Below are 16,942 nucleotides of genomic sequence, written 5' to 3'. Positions count from 1 at the left end.
GATGTGCCAAGCTGGGCAAAGCAGGTCAGAATCGGCAGAACAGGAGACGATGCGGATGCCTAAAGGCGACCGGGCCCCGACGGCAAAAGTTCAGGGCGCCAGCAAGAAAAAAAAAGCCGATGCGCTCAGCGCAGCGGACCTGGCGAAGCTGCCCGATGACGCGCTGGTCGACGCGGTCCAGCGTCAGACGTTCCGGTTTTTCTGGGAGGGCGCGCATCCGGTCAGCGGCCTGGCTTCCGATCGCCGTACCACGCGCGACGAGCCAGTCGACGATCTCGTCGCGATCGGCGGCAGCGGCTTCGGCGTGATGGCGATCATCGTCGCGGTCGAGCGCGGCTGGGTCACGCGCGACGAAGCGGTGCAGAGGCTCATGCACTCGCTCGATGTGCTCGGCAAGGCGACCTGCTTTCATGGCGCCTATCCGCACTTCATCAATGGCCTGACCGGCGCGACCATCCCGTTCGGTCGCAAGGACGATGGCGGCGATCTGGTCGAGACCGCGCTGCTGTTCCAGGGGCTGTTGTGCGTGCGCCAGTATTTTCAGCGCGACACGCCAGAGGAGGCCTCGATCCGCAGCCGGATCACGCGGCTGTGGGAAGAAGTCGAGTGGGACTGGTACACCCAGGGCGGACGCAAGCTGCTGTATTGGCACTGGAGCCCGTGGAACGGCTGGGCGATGGACCATGAGATCCACGGCTGGAACGAGTGCCTGATCACCTATGTGCTCGCCGCCTCGTCGCCACGCTATTCGGTCGGCGCGGACGTTTATCACCGCGGCTACGCGGCCGGGCGCGATTTCATTAACGGCAAGACCTACTACGGCATCGAGCTGCCGCTGGGGCAGCCCTACGGCGGCCCCCTGTTCTTCGCGCACTACTCGTTCTGCGGCCTGGACCCTCGGGGTCTGAGTGATCAGTATGCGAACTACTGGGATCTGAATGTCGCCCATGTCCGCATCAATCATGCGCACTGCGTCGCCAATCCGAAAAAGTTCAAGGGCTACGGCGCCGACTGCTGGGGCCTGACCGCCAGCGATGATGCTTTCGGTTACGGCGCGCACGCGCCGGACAACGACAACGGCACGATCTCGCCGACCGCGGCGCTGTCCAGCCTGCCGTATGCACCGGCCGAAGTGATGAAGGCGCTGCGTCACTTCCTGAGCCGTCATGGCGACAAAATCTGGAAGCGCTACGGCTTCGTCGATGCTTTCAGCGAGCAGCAGGATTGGGCCGCCGATACTTTCCTGGCGATCGACCAGGGGCCGATCGTGGTGATGATGGAGAACCATCGCACCGGCCTGCTATGGAAGCTGTTCATGAGCATCCCCGAAATCCAGAACGGCCTGCGCAAGCTCGGCTTCAGCAGCCCGCATCTGGCCGACAAGGCGCCGCGCTGATGGACTCGTCCGGCAAGGGTCTGGAGCAATGGATCGCTCGCGAGTATCGCTACGCGGCGAGCGCGATGCAGAAGAGCATTTCCGCGGTCGACATCGTCAAGACGCGGCCGGGCTTCGGCCAAACGATCAGGCCGGCGAAGGGCTCGATCATCGCCTCGCCGGTACTGGCGGCCTACGATCCCGACCCGGATTATTTCTTCCACTGGTATCGCGATTCGGCCGTGGTCATCGACGCGCTGCGCCTGCTGCTGGAGGCCGGCGATGTCGGGCCCGAGGCACTGGCGACTTTCGGTGACTTCGTGCGCTTCGGCCTGTCGCTGCAGCAGCTGGACGGCGGTGATCGGGTCGCAGCAAAGGCATGGCGGGCGAAAGCGGCGCCGGATTTTGTGAAGTATCTGCGCGACGATGCGGATCTCGCCGGTGCGCGGGCCGAGTTCGTCGTCGCTGAGACTCGCGTCAATCCCGATGGCACGCTGGATATCTCCAAGTGGGCGCGCCCGCAGCACGATGGCCCGCCGCTGCGGGCACTGGCACTGCTGGGCTGGGTGCGCGGCCATGGCTTCGACGCGAGCCTCGAAGCCGAGCTGGCGCAGCTGATCCGGGCCGATCTCGCCTTCACCGCCGCGCATTGGCGCGAGCCGTCCTTCGATATCTGGGAAGAAGAGCGCGGCCTGCACTACTACACGCTGCGCGTCTCCGCCGCCGCACTGGAGCGCGGTGCGGCCTGGCTGGCCACGCGCTGCGAAGCGGATCGTGCGAACGCCTACCGCGAGCAGGCGGACGCGATCAGCCGGATGCTCGACGGTTTCTGGCTGGCCGACGAGGGTTACTACCGCTCGCGCATTTCGGAATCCGGCGCACGCTCGGCCAAGGATCTGGATATCGCGGTGATTCTGTCGGCGATCCATTCGGCCGGCTCGGGCGCGGCGCATGGCGTGCACGATCCGCGCATGCAAGCGACGCTGGCCAGACTCGACGCGCTGTTCGACGAGCAGTACCTGATCAACCGGCAGCGTCCGGCCGGCCTCGGGCCTGCAATGGGCCGCTATCAGGGCGACGTCTACTACTCGGGCGGGGCGTACTTCTTCTCGACCCTGGGCGCGGCCGAGTTCTGCTTCCGGGCGGCGCCTGGCGCGGCCGACGCTGCAGCGTGGATGGCGCGCGGCGATGCCTACCTGGCAACCGTTCGCCGGTACACGCCGGACAGCGGCGAGTTGTCCGAGCAATTCGATCAGCAGACCGGCGCGCAGACCTCGGCGCGTCATCTCGCCTGGAGCTATGCCGCGTTCATCTCCTGTATCGCGGCGCGCCGCGACGCCGTCGACGGGACGAGATGACCGCAGAGCCGACACCGCGAGCGGTGGTGGCTGCCGCTGCCGTTGCGCCGGCCACCACGGCGATCAGGTCGCCCGGCCTGCTGGCGCAGCTCAGGCAGATCCTGGGCGCGCTGTACGCATCGCCGCTGGGCAAGACCCTGCTCAGCCTGGCGATCGGCATCGTCGTGGTCGTCGCGGCGACGTCCTATGGCCAGATTCGCCTGAATGCCTGGAACAAGGCGTTTTACGACGCGCTGTCGCGCCGCGACCTCAAGGATTTCATGTTCCAGCTGGGCGTGTTCGCACTGATCGCGGGTGTGCTGCTGATTCTCAACGTCGGCCAGCGCTGGCTGACCGAAACCCTGAAAGTGCGGCTGCGCGAAGGCCTGGTCAGCGATCTGGTCGGGCACTGGATGGTGCCGCGCCGCGCGTTCTGGTTGGCCCATGCCGGCGAGATGGGCGTGAACCCCGACCAGCGCATGACCGACGACACGATGGTGCTGTGCAATCTGTCCACCGATCTGGCCGTGGGCCTGCTGCAGGCGACGATTCTGTTCGTCAGCTTCGCCGGCATTCTGTGGGTGCTGTCCGAGGATTTCAGCTTCCGCATCGGCGGTGCCGACTACGCGGTGCCGGGCTTCATGCTATGGGCCGCGGTGATCTATGCGGGCTTCGGATCGCTGCTGAGTTATTTCGTCGGCCGCAGCCTGATCGGCCGCAGTTCGAACCGCTACGCGCGCGAAGCCGATCTGCGCTTTTCGCTGGTCCGCATCAACGAGCATCTCGACGGTATTTCGCTGGCATCCGGCGAGGCGGACGAGCGGCGTCGCATTGAGTCCAGCCTTGGCGATGTGATCGCCGCGATGCGCCGGCTGGTGCGCGGCTGGACCAACCTGACTTGGGTCACCGCGGGTTTCGGCTGGATCACCATCGTCGCGCCGATCGTCGTCGCGGCGCCCCTGTTCTTCTCCGGCAAGCTGTCGTTCGGCGGCCTGATGGCGGCGGCCGCCGCGTTTACGCAGGCGCAGACCTCGCTGCGCTGGTTCGTCGACAATTTCAGCATCATCGCCGACTGGCGCGCGACCCTGCTGCGCGTTGCCGGTTTCCGCCAGGCGCTGACCGCGAATGAAAAGCAGCTGGATTTCGACAGCCGCATCACTTACGTCGAAGGCGCGCCCGGCACGCTGAAGATCGCGAATCTGAAGATCGAATCGCCGGCTGGCCGCGACATGCTCAAGGAGCAGGACATCGTGATCAGTGCCGGCGAGCGCGTGCTGATCACCGCCGACGCGGGCACCGGCAAGACCCTGCTGTTCCGCGCGCTCGCGGCGCTGTGGCCCTGGGGTGCGGGGCAGGTCACCAGCCCGGCTGGCGAGCAGATTTTCTACATGCCGCGCGGCACGCCGTATCTTCCGAGCGGAACGCTGCGTGAAATCCTCGCGTATCCGCTACAGGTGTCGAGTTTTGCCGACGCGTCCTACGCCCGGTCTCTGCAGCGCCTGGGCCTGGAGCGGCTGGTGAGCATGCTCGACAGCTCACGACGCTGGGACCGCGAACTGAGCCAGGACGAACAGCTGAGCCTGGCGTTCGCGCGTATCGTGCTGCAGGCGCCGCCCTGGGTGCTGATCGACGATGCCTTCGGCTCGCTCGACGACGATGTGCTGGCGCACGTGGTCGACGTGTTCGCCAAGGAGCTTGCGCATACCGGCGTGATCCATATCGGCGGCTCGGTGCAGGGCAAGGAGGCGATGTTTTCGCGCGTGCTGCATCTGGTCAAGACACCGGCGAGTGCCAGCTGATGACCGCGCGTCTGGCACAATCGCTGCGCTTTCTGCTGCTGATGATCGCCAGCGCGCCTGCGGCCGCGCTGGCGCAGAACTTCGATTTCAAAGCCCCGGCGAGCGCGGTCGATCCGAACACCCCCGCGGTGATGCGCGATCTCGCCGAACGGGTTCTGCCGGTGTACCAGGACGCGGATATCGAACGCTACCTGGCGACCTTGTCCGCCCTGCAGCTGGTCGCCGGCAATTACCTGGCCGCCAACGATACGCGGCAGATCCTGGCGGACCGGCGCCGCGCGATCGACGCGGGCCGCGCGCCCGGCCGCAGCCTGCTGATCGATCTGTACGCTCACGCCAAGGCGATCGAGACCGGCGACGCGGTGCCGTTCGCGCAGGCCTTCACCGAATCCTTTCGCGATGTCGTGCCGAAGCTCGGCGACCGCGATGCGTACACGGTCACGTCCTGGATGCATACGCCGCTGTCGTCGTATCAGGACGCGCTGCAGAGATCCTTCGACCGCCAGCGAACCCGCCCTGGCGTGAGCCAGGCAGAGGCCATTGAGCTGATCCGCAGCTACCTGTCGTTTGCGGCTTATCGCAGCTTCGGATCGCTGGCCGACAGCTTGGCCGCGGAGGATGACGCGCAGCGCTATGTCGTCGAGGAGAGCGTGCCGATCAAGGGCGCTGGTGGCGCCAGGCTGTATGCGCGTCTGGTACGGCCGAAGAACGCGCCCGGGCGCCTGCCAGCCCTGCTCGAATTCACCATCTTCGTCACCCAGGACGACGCCAGGGCGGCCGCGTCGCACGGCTATGTCGGCATTGTCGCGTATGCGCGCGGCAAGAATCCGCCGGTCGACGACGCGGCACCCGGCAACAGCAAAGCCCGCAGCGCCCGCTTCGTGCCGTTTCAGCACGACGGCGAAGACGCGCGCGCGGTGATCCAGTGGATTACCGCGCAGCCCTGGAGCGACGGCCGCGTCGGCATGATCGGCGGCGGCTACAGCGGCTTTGCCGCCTGGGCCGCGGCCAAGCGCATGCCGGCGGCGCTGAAGGCCATCGCGACCTCCGACGCGATGGCGCCCGGCATCAGCTTCCCGAGCGAAGGCCGGGTGTTCAAGAACAGCTCGCTGCGCTGGGCCTACACCAATGTGCACGGCGTCGACGACATCAGCCGCGACGAAGCACGCTGGGCCGCGCTCGACCAGGCCTGGTACAAGAGCGGCAAGGCTTATCGTTCGCTGGACCGTGTCGCGAAATTGCCGGATGCGGCAGTAGGCTCGGTCTTCCGAACCTGGCTGACCCATCCGAGCTACGACCGCTGGTGGCAGAAGTACGTGCCGTACCGCGAGCAGTTCGCCAAGCTCGATATCCCGGTGCTGTCGACGGCCGGCTATTACTCCAGCGCTGAAGTCGGCGCGCTGTACTACTTCAGCGAGCATCTGCGCTACAAGCCGGACGCGAACCACACGCTGCTGATCGGGCCTTACGACAATGCCACGGTTCTGGCCCGGCCCGCCGGCGCGCTGCGCGGCTACACCGTCGACAATGCGGCGCTGATCGATCTGCGCGAACTGCGTCTGGACTGGTTCGACTCTGTGTTCAAGGCTGCCGGCAGGCCGGCGCTGCTGAAGGACCGGATCAACTACCAGCTCATGGGCGCCAACGAATGGCGGCATGCGCCGACGATCGCGGCGATGGCCAATGCGACGCTGAAGTTGTATCTGGATATCGCGGACAAGAGCGGCCAGCCGCGCCTGTCGTCCAAGCTGCCGGCGGACACGCAGCTGATCGAGCAGACCGTGAAGCTCGCCGATCGCAGCATCGTTACGCAGCCGCCGACCACTGACATCCTGAGCAGGAACCTGCCGCTGAATGATGCGCTGGGCTTCGTCAGCGAGCCGCTGAAGGAGGCGACTGAAATCAGCGGCCTGCTGTCGGGCCAGCTCGATTTCGTGATGAACCGGCAGGATCTGGATCTGAATGTCACGCTCTACGAGCTGATGGCCAACGGCGACTATCTGCAGCTGGCCGATCCTTACGAATTCCGCGCCAGCTATGCCGCGGATCAGGCCAGCCGGCACTTGCTCAGAGCGGGCGAGCGGCAGTTGCTTAAGTTCAGCAGCGAGCAGCTCGGCAGCCGCCGGCTGCAGGCTGGCAGCCGCGTGGTGCTGGTGCTCGGCGTCAACCAGCGGCCGGATCGCGAGATCAACTACGGCTCGGGCAAGAACGTCGGCGAAGAGACCCTCGCCGACGGCAAGCCGCCCTTGCGTATCCGCTGGTACGGCGGCAGCTATATCGAGCTGCCGGTTCGCAAATGACTGATCCGGTCACCGACGCGCCGCAATAAAAAGGGCAGCTTTCGCTGCCCTTTTTTGCTACGGGTACTGCGCTTTTCTGCCTTTCCACGCGACCGGATAGCGTGCGCAGGGCGTCGTGATCGCTTCGTTGAAGCCGGGATAGCAGCCATCGCTGTTCGAAGCGTAGATGCCGAAGGGATCGATGAAGTACCACTCGTTGTCGGTGGTGTCGCGGCGCGAGAAGAAGATGTGCAGATGCGTGTTGACGTGCGGGCTCCAGACATAGCCCGGCTTGTCGCTGGTGCTGCCGGCACCGCCCGGCCCGGTGCAGCCGGCGTGCGCGATCACGCTGCCGGCGGCGACCTGCTTGCCGAGCAGGCTCATGTTGATCTTGTCGGCATCGCTTCCCCAGTACGCCGGATCGGGATGATAGGGCCCGCCCTGCGGGCAGCCGATCGCCTTCAGGTAGGTTTTGAACTGCGAAAGCTGCGGCTCCTTCAAAATGGGAACCGACGAGTTCCAGCTCTGATCCGCATCGTGCTGCGGCCCGTTGCGCAGATGCATGTAGATGGTGCGGAACGCGTCCTTGACGCCGCCCGAGTCGTGACTGACGACCATCGTATTGCCCGACCACGCGTCCCAGCCGATGAAGATCACGGTGCCGGCGGCGGCAGCCTTGACCTCGAAGCTGTGGGTGTCGTCGCGGCTGAAATCGATCGCGTGATGCCAGCTGCCGGGGCTGTATTCCCAGGGGCCATGCATCTTGACGGCTGCATCGGTGAACGGCAGCGTGAACAGGCCCGCGTCCTTGAATTCGAGCGCCGACATGCGCGCCAGCCGCACCGATCCGTCGAACGTCAGGCAGGGCCAGCGATACGCAACCACCGCGCCCGGTGCCGGCGTGCCGGCGCTGCCCGGCAGGCCCTTGCAATGCAGCGCGGTGCTGGTGATGCCGTAGTTGTAGCTGCCCGTCGGCATCACCACCTGGTTCAGGCAGTCGCTGTCGCAGTTGCCCACGTACGGAAACATTTTCGTCAGTCGCAGGCCGCTGTCGAAATAGTGGCGGTCACGGCCCTTGGCCATTTCAAGATCGTTGCCGTAGGACCACCATTGCGCGCCGCTGCCGGGGCGCCACACGCCGTAGAATTTTCCATCGTGGATCTCGATGTCGGCGAGGCGCAGGCCCTGGTCGAAATAGGCCTGGTCCTTGGCCTTGAAATCGGTGGAACTCAGCCCGGCGACCCACCACTGCGCGCCGCTGCCCGGATGCCAGACGCCGGTAAACTTTCCGTCGGCGATGCGCATGCAGATCAGCCGATAGCCCTGGTCGAAATAGCCCTTGTCCTTGGCCTTGAACTCTTCGGAACTCAGGCCGGTGGCCCACCATTGGCCGCCGCTGCCGGGCCGCCATACACCGGACAACTGGCCGTTGTGGACTTCGATATCGACCAGACGCAGGCCCTGGTCGAAATAGCCTTTGTCCTTGGCCTTGAACGCATCGACGCTGAGGCCGGTCGCCCACCATTGCGCGCCGCTGCCGGGATGCCAGACGCCGGTCATCCGGCCGCTGGGCTCGATGCGCATGCTGCTCAGGCGATAGCCCTTGTCGAAGTAGTCCTTGTCCTTCGCCTTGAAGTCCGTCGTGGTCAGGCCGGTGGACCACCATTGGCCGCCACTGCCGCTGCGCCATACCGCCAGATAATTCATTCCGTTCGACATGTGAATCTCCTTGTGCACCCTTCGGTTTTTTGTAACAAGCCAGAAACCATCAGAACCGTTCCTGTCGATGGGTAGGACGTAACGGGCGCAGGGCGCGGCTCACGAAGCCCTGCTCGCGACGTGCGCCAGTTCACACAGCGCCCGAAGCCGTGCCGTGCCCGGAGCTGCAAGCTCGATGCGATAGAATCGGCTTCAGCGGCACCCGCGCCGCGGCGAGACGACATGATCAAACGCCGAGATCCGTTCGACGAGTTTGCGGTGCTGATTCGCGGCGAGACCGCCACCGCGCTCGGCCTGGCTGGCCGCAAGCTGCAACAGGCGCTGGACGAGCTGGCGGCTTTCGATCGCGACGGCCCGAAGAACCGCTATCAGCAGCGTGAGGATCTGGTACGCGAAGCGGCGGCGACGCTGTACGGCTACGTGATCCAGAAAGAACTCAACGGGATCGCCGATCACGAGGCGCTGAACAAGGCCTACGCGATTCCGGCCGAGATCTGGCAGCAGATGGGCGGTGCCGGGTAGGTCATCCGTAGGTCGGCAATCCCTTGCCGACGTGTACGGTCGATGCGCAACGAAGGCTTCACGTCGGCAAAGGATTGCCGACCTACGGGTTTGCCGGGTGAGCCAGGCCGCTGCCGGTGTTCTGCGCCAGGTTCTCGCGCACGAAGCGGATGTGGCGTCTCAGCACGTAGATCTGGTCGGCAAAGGCGCCGGGTGTATTGAAGCTGATGATCGCTTTCTCGATCTCGTCCAGCCGGGTCAGCAGGGCCGCGCGCTGCTCCGGCGTGATCGGCTGCAGCGCGGCACGCTCCAGCGTCATCAGCTCGCCATAGCGCTTGTAGATGCGGCTGTTGATGCGCCAGCCATACAGGTTGGGCGCGTAGCGCAGGCCCGGGATCAGCACCACCAGGACCGGCACCAGGATCACCGCGGCGCGGCTGACCAGGCTGGCCAGCCAGAACGGCAGATAGCGATACGCGATGCCCTTGCCGGATTTGTAATAGCGCGCCGCGTCGTTGCCGATCGGGTAGTCGTGTTGCGCCGGCGACGGGAATTCGCCGGGATTGGCCAGCAGCGTGCCTTTGCCGTGCACTTCATGCGCGGCTTCCACCAGCAGGTCGGACAGGGCCGGATGCAGTTCGGAATGCGCGAGCAGCTCTACCGACGGCGCGAGCATGGTCAGCGGCTGCGGCGGCAGATTCTCGCCGAGATCGAAAGTGCCGGCGGGCAGCTGCAATTTGCTCAGGTAGCGAAAGCGGCGCTCATAGGCGTCGGCCTGTACGAAGTCGAACAGCCGCACGGCGTCGGCGTGCATCAGCTCACGCAGGATCGCGATGCTGCTGGAGTCGCCGGACAGGAAGATCGCGTCGACCTGGCGCGACAGCAGTGCCTTGCGTGCGTCTTCGCCTTCGAGATCGAGCAGCGTGGTTTTGTCGCCTGGCTCGATGCCGTTGGCTTTCAGCAGTGCGAGCGCGAGAAAACGCGTGCCGGTGCCTTCGCCGCCGATGGCGAGGCGCTTGCCCTCCAGCTCGGACAGGCGCGTAACCGGCTTGGCGCTGCGGTAGAACACTATCAGCGGCTGCGGGAACATGCTGCCGAGCGAGATCAGGTCGCTGGTGTCGGCCTTGGTGGTGACGCCGGCCTGGACCAGCGCGATGTCGACACCGCTGTCCGGGTCGGTGAGCATGCCGAGATTGTCCAGCGAGCCTTTCGACGGCACGATCTCGAGATCGATGCCGTTGCGCGCCAGGATCGCCTTGTATTTGACGGCAACGGCTCTGAAGTTGCTGCTCTCGGCGCCGCCCGCCATGACCAGCCGGCTGGGCGGCGCGGGCCTGACGAAGTGCAGCGTCGCGGCGATAGCGGCGGCGCTGATCAGGATCACCGGCCCCAGTGTCGCGGCCAGATCGCGCCAGGAAATCCGCTGCACGCGCAGCAGCTGTTGGCGCCAGCGGGCGATCTCTTTTTTGCTGGGGCCTGATTTTTCGGTCACAGGTAGGTCTTGATGGATCGTCTGATGGATCGGCTACGTAATCCGCACATGGTAGCCGGTCGCGCCGGCGTCTCGAATGATGAAACCGACAGGCGCTCGAACCGTAGGTCGGCAATCCCTTGCCGACGTGTACCCTTCAATGCGTAATCGAGGCCTCACGTCGGCAAGGGATTGCCGACCTACGGGTTCTTCACGTTCTCGGCGCGATTGGCGAACAGCAGTTGCCGCGCGAGCCCGACCAGCTCATCCAGCGTGGTGATCACGCTGTCCGGCCGGTGCGGGTAGCGCGCGGTGCCGGGGAAGATCTTGTCGATCCAGGCCGGCTCCCAGCCGGCGCCGTTGTAGAAGATCGAGGTCACGCCGGCGTTGTTGCCGGCGACCACGTCGCTGGCGCTGTCGCCCACATACCAGCAGCTGCCGTCGGCGGGCAAACCGGTTTCTTCCAGCGCTTTCAATATCAGGTCGGGGAAGGGCTTGCGGCGCGCCACGTCGTCGCCGCAGACCATCGTGTCGAACAGATCGTGCCAACCGCAGTTGTCGACGGTGTAGATCTCGTGGGCCATGAAGCGGCGCGCTCGGTTCGACAGCACGCCGAGCTTCAGCCCCAGGCCGCGCAGCGCCAGCAGCTGGTCGCGGGCGCCGGCTTCCATCGGTTTAACCGCGCCGAAATAACGCTCGTAACTGTGATCGAATTCGCGGTGCGCGATCTTCTTGGCATCCTCATCGTCACCGAACAGCAGCTCGAAGATATCGGTGCGCGAGATGCGCCGCTCGGACTTGATTTTGGGATGCAGGCTGGCGTGTTCGCGGATATAGCGCACCAGCTTGGCGTCTTCCAGCGTCTTCGATTTTCCGGGCGGGACCAGGCGCTCGATCAGGCCGAGCGGGCCCAGCCGCGGCAGCACTTCGTCGAGCGCGTAATACATCGCATCCATCGTGTCGACCAGGGTTGCATGCCAGTCGAACAGGATCAGCTTGGGCCGCGCCCGCGGCAGCTGCAGAATGCTCATGGTTCGGATCTCCTTTATTCGAAGTAGACCTACACGAGGTCAACCTACTCGAAATAGACCGAAACACCGAAACCCGATTGCAGATCGGTGCTCTTTGCTGTCAGGCCCAGGTCCGCATAGACATCGAGTTGCACGTTCGGCAGCACCAGCCAGGTGAAGCCGCCGCCACCGACGTAGTCGTCATCGCCGCGGGCCAGGGTCGCGCCGGCCTCGACGAAGGCGCCGACCGTGTCACTCAGCTCGAAAGAAACATCGGGCGACAGCGTCCAGGTGTTGCGGCCGTCGTTGTGGTCGACATTGGCATACAGCGACAGCGCCTGCTGGTCGCCGAGCGCAAAGCTGGCGCTGGTACCCAGCGACACGGTCGGCTTGCCTTCGCTGAACTCGGTGTCTCCGGTCGGGAACATCAGGCTGCCGAGAAATGCCATCGAACGCCGCCCGTCATTGCCCGGCAGGCCGAGCTTGAGCGCGACTCCGGTATCGCCGCTGCCGTCCGCATGGTGGCTGCCGGACGTGTCGTGCTGATCCAAGCGGTTGTACAGCGCCGTGATCAGCTGCAGCTCGGCATGAGCTGCAGCGCCGACCCGTACCACGGTATCGAATCCGTACTGCGTAGACCGCAGGCCGGAGCCCGAGTCGTAGCTGAGGTCCGGCAGGCCCTGCTCGATGGCGAAGCCGCCGACCGGAATCGTACTGGTCGGGAACGAGATGCCGGGCCGGTCGAACTCGGGCACCTCGGCCCAGCACGGCGGCACCGCAAGCAGCAGGCTCAGAATTGGCAGGCGACTCGGCATCGGTACTCCCTCGGCACCTTTTGAGACGGAATCGGCGGCGCGCCGCCATTGGACCGGGCACAGTAGTGCCGCCCGCGATAGTCCGGGTCAACTATCGAAAAACCTCTCACCAAGGAGAACGATCGATGTCCAACAGATTGAGGTCCAATATCAAGATTATGGCGGCAAATCCGTCCTTGGCGGCGGACAAGCAAGCGGCCAGTGCGGCGGTCAGCGCGATCGAGCGGCTCGCCAAGGCCCGGCTCGATTCGATCAAGCAGGCGATCGAAGCCAGGCATATCCAGAGCCGGGCGCGTGCCTGCTGAACGCGCTAGGCTGTTTCCGCGGCCGGGCCGGCGTCGGCTCTGAGAACCAGCAGAGGGTAGGGCTCGCGATACGGCTTGTTGTTGTCGCGCCACACGCAGACCGCTTTCCATCCTTCGATCGATTCCACCGTCATCGAGGCGCCGCCGGTTTTGAGCCGAACCGCGTCGCCGACCTTGATGTCACTCGACATCGAAGTTCTCGGAAGTCTGCGTCTCCACTGCGACGCCGAGATGCGGCAGTTCGACCGGCGAGATCACGAACGTGCTGTCCTCGTTGTCCTGCTTGATCACGAAGCCGAACGTGAAGCTGCCGACCACGGGCAGCCAGAATACCGCGGGGTCGTTGGTCGAGTCGCCAACCCAGCCGGCATTGGTCGCCGCTTCCTTGGCGCTGTCCCAGGCGTCGAGAAATTCTTCCATGTCGGGCGGCGGGACGTCGCTGCCATGGACGCGCGCCTCGGCATCGTTGATGGCGATCTCGCGCACCGTCTCCCGCACCGTCTTCAGGTACTCCCAGTTGAAATCAACGGGGACTACGTCATAAGCGAACCACTTCATAAGACACCCTGGAAACCTTCAACGGGCGACTCTTTTATCACAAGCGGCATGGACGCTCGTCGAAAACGACTCAGCCGGGTGCATCGCCACCGTGCTCTGCGGATAAACGCCGCGCAAATAAAAAACCCCGCGAGCCGGGGGAGGGACTCGCGGGGGTACAAGCTCCGGCTCGGGGGATGCCGGATCCGCCGTAGGGGGAGTAGGCGGAAAGCGTGTATAGGGGGAGATTCACGCTCAAGGTCTTGGAGGGCGGCTCGAGGAGGTAGTTCAACGCGATCTTGTTACGAAATGTTAGCGCTCGAACAGGCGCATATCGCCGCTGCGTGACACTTCGTTGCGCATCAGCGGACGCGATTCTTTCCACAGGCGGCGCCACTCGGCATCGTATTCGCTGGCAAAGCTCGCATGGTTGCGCACGACCATCGCGTTCTCTGCATTGGCCTTCGCCGCTGCCGAGGTATAGCTGAACGAGCCGGTCTGCACGGTATGGGAGTCGATGACCATGAACTTGTCGTGCATGGCGGCATACTCCGAATCGATGCGCACCGGGATGCCGGTGTTGGCCAGGAACTGGGCGGCGCCGTAGCGTTCCGTCAGGTTGGACTTGTCGAGTACCGCCTGCACGTCGACGCCGCGCCGTTTCGCGGCAAGCAGCGCCTTGGCGATCGGCTTGGAGGTGAACGCATAAGCCGCGAGCCGGATGCTTTGGCGCGCGGTGCCGATGGTCTCGATTACCAGCTCCTCGGCGTTCAGGTCGCCGATGCCAGGCGAGAATGCGACCGCGATCTCGGCGGCACCGGCCGGTCTTGCGCTGATCAGCACCGCGGCGGCGGTGAACCAGACATAAATCCATTTCAGAGGAGCGGTTTTCATGGAGATGCACCGAGGCGGGACGAGATGGTGGTTGCGCCCGGAGACCGGGCAGGGGGATACTACCACTAATGGTAGTACCACTGATGGCCGACAGAAAAAATAAATATGCAGCTCCCGGCACTGACCGAAAAACAGACCAGGGTCCTGGCCTTCCTGCAGCAGTACGTCCAGCAGAAAGGCCGGCCGCCGACGCAGACCGAGATGGGCGATGCGCTGGGCTTCACCCGCTCGATGGCGCGGCTGCATCTGGCGGCGCTGGCCGAGAAGGGCTACATCGCGGCTGAAGACTCGACCGCGCGAGGCCTGACGATCCTGCAGGGCACCGTCGCGGCGCTGCCGCCGAACAGCCTGCCGCTGATCGGCCGGATCGCGGCCGGCACGCCGGTGATGAGCGACGAGAACGTCGAGGAGTACCTGACGGTCGAGCCGACGCTGTTCCGGCCGCGCGCGCAGTTTTTGCGCCGGGTCGAGGGCTGGTCGATGCAGAACGCGAACATCTTCGACCGCGACCTGGTCGGCATTCATCAGACGCACGAGGCGAGCAATCGCCAGATCGTCGCGGTGCGTATCCCCGATCCCCAGACCGGCGACATGACGATGGCGCTGAAGCGGTACACCAGGCAGGGCCGGTTCGTGGTGCTGCTGTCGGAGAACGACGACCAGCAGCGCTACGCCCCGATCCGCATCGACACCGACAACACCGAGTTCGCGATCGAAGGCCTATACGCCGGCCTGATCCGCTATGCCGGTGGTCCGCTGCCCTGAAAAAGCGTCGTACCGTCGGCCATCCTGTGCCGACGTGTACTCCGGATGCGCCATTCCCGACTCTGCACCTGTAGGAGCGGGTCATACCCGCGACCGTGCCGTTCAAGGCCGGAGTCGCGGGTATGACCCGCTCCTACACCGGCTTTTTTTTGGGAGGTAGTGATCGCGCATCCGGGGTACACGTCGGCAAGGGATGGCCGACCTACGGGCGGCGCAGCGAGGCCATCGACGACAACACGCCGTCACGCCGTATCAGCCCATGAAACAGCGCCGCGCCCAGGTGCAGCAGCACCGTGAAGAACAGCAGGTATCCGAGCAGCGAGTGCAGGCTGCGCAGATGCGCATACCACATCGCGTCGGCGTGCATCAGCGGTGGCAGCTGCAGCCCGCCGTAGATCAGGATCGGATAGCCCTCGGCGGACAGCATCGCCCAGCCCACCATCGGCAGCGCGAACATCAGCGCGTACAGCAGCACCTGCGAGGCGAACGCGGCGGCGCGTTGCAGGCGCGGCAAATCGGCAGGCAGCGCTGGCGCCGGATGCAGCAGGCGATAGACAAGCCGGATCGCGGCGAGCAGCAGGATCGTGATGCCGATGCTCTTGTGTACGCGCAGCAGCGCCGAGTACCGCTCCGGCGCGCCGCCGATCATGCCGGCGCCGATGAACAGCATCGCGATGATCAGCACCGCCATACTCCAGTGCAGCAGCCGCGCCAGCGGCCTGAAGCGAGCGTGCAGCTTCATGGCGCGCTCCCGGCCTTGCGGTCATTGATGGCGCTGTCGCCGGGTGGTTCGCCGGCGCGTCGCCGGTAGGAGACCGCATAGGCCGAAGAGCGCGCGCTGAGCAGCGGATCGTCCGAGGCTTCGATGCCGGACGGCAGCACCAGTGGGTCATAGACGATGTCGCGGCAGCTGCCCTGGGGTTCGCTGCTGGCACCGGTCAGCGTCAGCCTGCCGACGTCGATGCGCTCGCGATCGGCGGGCCAGGGCTCGGCGGCCCGGTCGCTGGCGTCGCCGGCCGCAGCGACGGTGACGATCAGATGCCAATGCAGCGGGCCCTGATCGAGCCGGGTCAGCAGATCGTCGAACAGCGCGTCGCGGGCTGCCGGCTCGGCAGCTGCGGCAGTTCGCGGAGCGAAAGGCAGCTCCGGCTCCATGGACCAGCGCACCCGATGCCGGCGGTGATCGGCGGCGACGAATACGAAAGCATTGATGCCGTTGTAAGTGTCGTTGGCGAAGCTCGACGAGCGCGGGCTGGCTTTGAGCCGCTCGCCGAAGGCGGCGGCCTCCGGATACCGCGCCTGGAATGCCTTCATCGCATCGGGCCTGGGTTTGCCGGTCTGCGGATCGGGGTGCGAGGCCTCGGTCAGTTCCTGAAAAGCCTGCGGCGTGGACACCGGGAAGCCCGGAATATCGTTCATGCCGGTACGCCATTCCTGGCCGTCGGGCAGACGCAGCTGCAGGGCCAGGCTGCGGACCGGCACGCTGTCGTCGGCGACGTAGGGATCGCCGCCGGCGAGCGCCAGACGGCCGACGACTTGCGCGCGGGTGGCGGTGAAGAATTCAGCCGACGACAGCCGGGCGCCGTCGCCATTGCCTTCGAAATAACCGCTGACGCAGATGCCCTTGGCGTGATTGCGGCGGAAGCCGGGATGCGGGTCCGCATTGGCCTGCAGCGCGTCGACCATCGCGCTGCCTGTCAAGCCGCGGCTGCCCAGCCATCCGCCGGCATAGCCGAACGCGCTGGCGAAGATCAGCAGCACCAGGGCGATGATCGCAAGCTTCAGCAGTACCGGTGCAGGCGATGCGGAACGGGGCGTGGATGGCGGCATGCGCGGTCATTCCTTTGAGCGGTCGCGGGTACCCGGCTGGAGCCGAAGCAGACTGGCGCGGTTAATTTAGCGCAGTGCCACGGCCTGCGCTGCTGCAATCAGGACGGCGGTTTCGTGACCCTGTGGCGCAGAACCCGTAGCGTGGGCACGCTTCGCTTTGCCCACCCTACGAGCGACCGTGGATTCCCTAGGTTCATGGAGAGCCCCGTGTTCCTTGCGGACCTGCCGACGGACCCTGAACCCCTGCGTAGGCTGGGATGGAGCGAAGCGGAATCCCAGCGTTGCGGCCCGAATCCAGCGCTGGG

The 16,942-nt window shown here is 65.3% G+C and carries 16 protein-coding genes; 7 read left to right on the top strand and 9 right to left on the bottom strand.

Features of this window, described 5'->3' with window-relative positions:
- Positions 1 to 55 precede the first annotated feature (55 nt).
- From JWQ90_RS18755 to JWQ90_RS18740, 4 genes are read left to right on the top strand one after another with little or no spacing between them, the layout of a single operon-like run.
- A complete protein-coding gene (locus tag JWQ90_RS18755) occupies positions 56 to 1,396 on the top strand; it encodes a glucoamylase family protein (RefSeq protein WP_299696535.1) in 1,341 nt (446 codons plus the stop codon).
- A complete protein-coding gene (locus JWQ90_RS18750) occupies positions 1,396 to 2,733 on the top strand; it encodes a glycoside hydrolase family 15 protein (RefSeq protein WP_299696534.1) in 1,338 nt (445 codons plus the stop codon). The genes JWQ90_RS18755 and JWQ90_RS18750 overlap by 1 nt, the downstream gene beginning before the upstream one ends.
- Positions 2,730 to 4,511 (top strand): ABC transporter ATP-binding protein/permease, encoded by a 1,782-nt coding sequence (locus JWQ90_RS18745; RefSeq protein WP_299696533.1) that lies wholly within the window; start codon positions 2,730 to 2,732, stop codon positions 4,509 to 4,511. Before JWQ90_RS18750 ends, JWQ90_RS18745 begins: the two co-directional genes overlap by 4 nt.
- On the top strand, positions 4,511 to 6,811 hold the full coding sequence (locus tag JWQ90_RS18740) for a CocE/NonD family hydrolase (RefSeq protein ID WP_299696532.1): 2,301 nt from the start codon (positions 4,511 to 4,513) through the stop codon (positions 6,809 to 6,811). Before JWQ90_RS18745 ends, JWQ90_RS18740 begins: the two co-directional genes overlap by 1 nt.
- Positions 6,812 to 6,868: 57 nt before the next feature.
- Here JWQ90_RS18740 and JWQ90_RS18735 read toward each other — a convergent pair whose 3' ends face one another.
- Complete coding sequence (locus JWQ90_RS18735) at positions 6,869 to 8,509, bottom strand: M23 family metallopeptidase (RefSeq protein ID WP_299696531.1); 1,641 nt, start codon at positions 8,507 to 8,509, stop codon at positions 6,869 to 6,871.
- A 222-nt stretch (positions 8,510 to 8,731) separates the two neighbouring features.
- On the opposite strand from JWQ90_RS18735, the gene JWQ90_RS18730 reads away from it, so the two are divergent.
- On the top strand, positions 8,732 to 9,031 hold the full coding sequence (locus tag JWQ90_RS18730; protein ID WP_299696530.1) for a hypothetical protein: 300 nt from the start codon (positions 8,732 to 8,734) through the stop codon (positions 9,029 to 9,031).
- A gap of 82 nt (positions 9,032 to 9,113) precedes the next feature.
- On the opposite strand, the gene JWQ90_RS18725 is transcribed toward JWQ90_RS18730, so the two are convergent.
- The 3 genes from JWQ90_RS18725 to JWQ90_RS18715 form a co-directional block, all read right to left on the bottom strand.
- Positions 9,114 to 10,502: a TAXI family TRAP transporter solute-binding subunit gene (locus JWQ90_RS18725; RefSeq protein WP_299696529.1), complete on the bottom strand. Its 1,389-nt coding sequence runs from the start codon at positions 10,500 to 10,502 to the stop codon at positions 9,114 to 9,116.
- A gap of 179 nt (positions 10,503 to 10,681) precedes the next feature.
- Positions 10,682 to 11,512: an HAD-IA family hydrolase gene (locus JWQ90_RS18720; RefSeq protein WP_299696528.1), complete on the bottom strand. Its 831-nt coding sequence runs from the start codon at positions 11,510 to 11,512 to the stop codon at positions 10,682 to 10,684.
- 44 nt (positions 11,513 to 11,556) lie between these two features.
- Positions 11,557 to 12,306: a transporter gene (locus JWQ90_RS18715; protein ID WP_299696527.1), complete on the bottom strand. Its 750-nt coding sequence runs from the start codon at positions 12,304 to 12,306 to the stop codon at positions 11,557 to 11,559.
- A gap of 125 nt (positions 12,307 to 12,431) precedes the next feature.
- Between JWQ90_RS18715 and JWQ90_RS18710 the strand changes: the two genes are divergently transcribed.
- On the top strand, positions 12,432 to 12,611 hold the full coding sequence (locus JWQ90_RS18710; RefSeq protein ID WP_299696526.1) for a hypothetical protein: 180 nt from the start codon (positions 12,432 to 12,434) through the stop codon (positions 12,609 to 12,611).
- A gap of 5 nt (positions 12,612 to 12,616) precedes the next feature.
- Here the strand turns inward: JWQ90_RS18710 and JWQ90_RS18705 are convergent, their stop codons facing one another.
- The 3 genes from JWQ90_RS18705 to JWQ90_RS18695 all read right to left on the bottom strand — a co-directional run bounded on the left by JWQ90_RS18705 (position 12,617) and on the right by JWQ90_RS18695 (position 14,042).
- Complete coding sequence (locus tag JWQ90_RS18705; protein WP_299696525.1) at positions 12,617 to 12,802, bottom strand: DUF2158 domain-containing protein; 186 nt, start codon at positions 12,800 to 12,802, stop codon at positions 12,617 to 12,619.
- Entirely contained in the window at positions 12,792 to 13,169 is a 378-nt protein-coding gene (locus tag JWQ90_RS18700; protein WP_299696524.1) for a hypothetical protein, read from the bottom strand. The genes JWQ90_RS18705 and JWQ90_RS18700 overlap by 11 nt, the downstream gene beginning before the upstream one ends.
- A gap of 291 nt (positions 13,170 to 13,460) precedes the next feature.
- The gene (locus tag JWQ90_RS18695) at positions 13,461 to 14,042 is read right to left on the bottom strand and encodes a phospholipase D family protein (RefSeq protein WP_299696523.1); all 582 of its coding nucleotides are present in this window, start codon (positions 14,040 to 14,042) and stop codon (positions 13,461 to 13,463) included.
- Positions 14,043 to 14,147: 105 nt separating this feature from the next.
- Here JWQ90_RS18695 and lexA point away from each other — a divergent pair, with 105 nt between their 5' ends.
- A complete protein-coding gene (gene lexA, locus JWQ90_RS18690; RefSeq protein ID WP_299696522.1) occupies positions 14,148 to 14,807 on the top strand; it encodes a transcriptional repressor LexA in 660 nt (219 codons plus the stop codon).
- A gap of 202 nt (positions 14,808 to 15,009) precedes the next feature.
- Here lexA and JWQ90_RS18685 read toward each other — a convergent pair whose 3' ends face one another.
- Both JWQ90_RS18685 and JWQ90_RS18680 read right to left on the bottom strand, forming a co-directional pair.
- On the bottom strand, positions 15,010 to 15,549 hold the full coding sequence (locus tag JWQ90_RS18685; protein ID WP_299696521.1) for a cytochrome b: 540 nt from the start codon (positions 15,547 to 15,549) through the stop codon (positions 15,010 to 15,012).
- Positions 15,546 to 16,637, bottom strand: a complete 1,092-nt coding sequence (locus tag JWQ90_RS18680; RefSeq protein WP_299696520.1) for a catalase family peroxidase — start codon at positions 16,635 to 16,637, stop codon at positions 15,546 to 15,548. The genes JWQ90_RS18685 and JWQ90_RS18680 overlap by 4 nt, the downstream gene beginning before the upstream one ends.
- Between the last annotated feature and the right edge of the window lie 305 nt (positions 16,638 to 16,942).

It is taken from the genome of Hydrocarboniphaga sp. (assembly GCF_028291725.1).
GTDB lineage: Bacteria > Pseudomonadota > Gammaproteobacteria > Nevskiales > Nevskiaceae > Hydrocarboniphaga.
This window is presented reverse-complemented; position numbering and strand designations above follow the sequence as displayed.

Coding starts and splice junctions, on each gene's coding strand:
- JWQ90_RS18685 (WP_299696521.1), bottom strand. CDS start 15,549: ATGAAGCTGCACGCTCGCTTCAGGCCGCTGGCGCGGCTGCTGCACTGG.
- JWQ90_RS18740 (WP_299696532.1), top strand. CDS start 4,511: ATGACCGCGCGTCTGGCACAATCGCTGCGCTTTCTGCTGCTGATGATC.
- JWQ90_RS18735 (WP_299696531.1), bottom strand. CDS start 8,509: ATGTCGAACGGAATGAATTATCTGGCGGTATGGCGCAGCGGCAGTGGC.
- JWQ90_RS18695 (WP_299696523.1), bottom strand. CDS start 14,042: ATGAAAACCGCTCCTCTGAAATGGATTTATGTCTGGTTCACCGCCGCC.
- JWQ90_RS18680 (WP_299696520.1), bottom strand. CDS start 16,637: ATGCCGCCATCCACGCCCCGTTCCGCATCGCCTGCACCGGTACTGCTG.
- JWQ90_RS18710 (WP_299696526.1), top strand. CDS start 12,432: ATGTCCAACAGATTGAGGTCCAATATCAAGATTATGGCGGCAAATCCG.
- JWQ90_RS18720 (WP_299696528.1), bottom strand. CDS start 11,512: ATGAGCATTCTGCAGCTGCCGCGGGCGCGGCCCAAGCTGATCCTGTTC.
- JWQ90_RS18750 (WP_299696534.1), top strand. CDS start 1,396: ATGGACTCGTCCGGCAAGGGTCTGGAGCAATGGATCGCTCGCGAGTAT.
- JWQ90_RS18705 (WP_299696525.1), bottom strand. CDS start 12,802: ATGTCGAGTGACATCAAGGTCGGCGACGCGGTTCGGCTCAAAACCGGC.
- JWQ90_RS18755 (WP_299696535.1), top strand. CDS start 56: ATGCCTAAAGGCGACCGGGCCCCGACGGCAAAAGTTCAGGGCGCCAGC.
- lexA (WP_299696522.1), top strand. CDS start 14,148: ATGCAGCTCCCGGCACTGACCGAAAAACAGACCAGGGTCCTGGCCTTC.
- JWQ90_RS18745 (WP_299696533.1), top strand. CDS start 2,730: ATGACCGCAGAGCCGACACCGCGAGCGGTGGTGGCTGCCGCTGCCGTT.
- JWQ90_RS18715 (WP_299696527.1), bottom strand. CDS start 12,306: ATGCCGAGTCGCCTGCCAATTCTGAGCCTGCTGCTTGCGGTGCCGCCG.
- JWQ90_RS18730 (WP_299696530.1), top strand. CDS start 8,732: ATGATCAAACGCCGAGATCCGTTCGACGAGTTTGCGGTGCTGATTCGC.
- JWQ90_RS18700 (WP_299696524.1), bottom strand. CDS start 13,169: ATGAAGTGGTTCGCTTATGACGTAGTCCCCGTTGATTTCAACTGGGAG.